The organism is Streptomyces minutiscleroticus (assembly GCF_014650875.1).
GTDB classification, from domain to species: Bacteria; Actinomycetota; Actinomycetes; order Streptomycetales; family Streptomycetaceae; genus Streptomyces; species Streptomyces minutiscleroticus.
Genome location: NZ_BMVU01000183.1, coordinates 1 through 1,700, shown reverse-complemented (window position 1 = coordinate 1,700; position 1,700 = coordinate 1). Strand labels below are relative to the sequence as shown.

Below are 1,700 nucleotides of genomic sequence, written 5' to 3'. Positions count from 1 at the left end.
GACTTCGAACACCTCCCTCAACGGCACGGGTGCCTCGTGCGTTGCGCCTCCACCGCCGTCACCCCATCAGTGGCCACTCTGAAACAGCTCAGTGACCGGTGGTGTCACTGGTTCACGTATCCCGTGGGGGGAATCCTGTGAACTCGCGTGCTTCGGGCACGCCGTTTCGGCGTGCCCGCAAGAGAACCTCTCGCCTGGCCGTGGCGGCGGTCGTGGCCTCCGGCGCCCTGGCGCTGTCGCTGCTCCCGGCCACCGGCGCCGTCGCCGTCGCCGACGAGGACAAGCCGGTCTCCGTCTGGGGCGAGGACAGCCCCCGTTTCGAGATGCCGGCGGTGAAGGTCGGTTCGAACCGGCCGGTGAAGAACGAGCCGGCCAAGGACCCTGACGACTCGGTGTATCTGCCGTGGCTGCGCGAGCAGCAGGCCCGCCTCAAGGGCGTCACGCCCGCCGGCAAGGCGGCGAAGTCGGCCGGCGCCGCGGCGGGCGCGTCGGTGACCAGCGTGGTGCCGGAGGGGCAGGGGGACGTGCCCTGGCACCGCTCCACCAGCTTCGCCATCACCGACTCGCTGACCGCGAAGATCAACTACTCGACCGGCAATCTGATGCTGACGGCGACCGACTTCCAGATCGCCGGCGTGGGGCAGAACCTCACCCTGGCACGGACCTACAACTCCCTGGACGTGCCCTGGGGCAAGGTCTCCCAACGCTGGTGGCAGCAGTACGAGCGCTACCTGTCCATCGCCTCCTCGGAAGTGATCTTCTACGACGCCTCCGGCGCCACGGTCCGCTTCGAGGAGAGCGACGGCTCCTTCACCACCCCGAAGGGCTACTCGCAGGACCTGAAGAAGAACTCCGACGGCACCTACACACTGACGAAGTGGAAGTCGGGGGCGAAGGAGACCTACGACCAGTACGGGACGCTGACGAAGGTCACCGACAAGAACAAGGGCACCATCACCGTCACCCAGCACGACGAGGGCAGCGAGCACAAGGGCTTCAAGCTCACCGAGACCCGCTCCGGCCGCTTCGTGGACCTGGTCAAGACCGACGCCTCGCAGTGGCAGGCCAAGGACAACACCGGCCGCACCGCCGTCTTCGACCTCGACCCGGCCGACAACCTCGCGAAGACCACCGACACCGAAGGCAAGACCATCACCTTCGGCTACGACGACTGGGGCCGCGTTACCAAGATCACCACCCCAGAGGGCCGCGTCACCGTCTTCACCTACGACGACGCCAGCCGCGTCACCTCCATGCTGCGCGCCACCGAGCTCAACGCCTCCGGCCACACCGGCCCGACCTGGACCTACGCCTACAGCGCCGATTCGGCCACCACCGCAGGCACCACCACGGTCACCGACCCCGAGCAGCACGCCACGACGTACGACCACGACGGTGACGGCCAGGTCACCGAGGTCACCGACGCACTGGAGCACAAGCGCTCCACGAAGTTCGACGCCAACCACAACGTCGACACCGCCACCGACGCGATGGGCTCGGGCACCACGCCGGGCAACGTCACCAACTACGGCTTCAACACCCGTAACAACCTGGAGACGGTGACCACGCCCACCGGCGGCAAGACGGTCAACAACTGGCAGACCATCGCCGGCGCCGACGTCCCTAAGAGGTCATCTCATTTGGCCTTGGCGGTAGCCTGAGTCCGTGTTGATGGTTGAGCGTCTGGTCCCGGACGGGGG

The 1,700-nt window shown here is 67.2% G+C and carries 1 pseudogene; it reads left to right on the top strand.

The window, feature by feature from the left end:
- Positions 1 to 323 precede the first annotated feature (323 nt).
- Positions 324 to 1,625: pseudogene (locus IE271_RS40815) on the top strand (DUF6531 domain-containing protein); the annotation flags it as partial.
- Positions 1,626 to 1,700 lie beyond the last annotated feature (75 nt).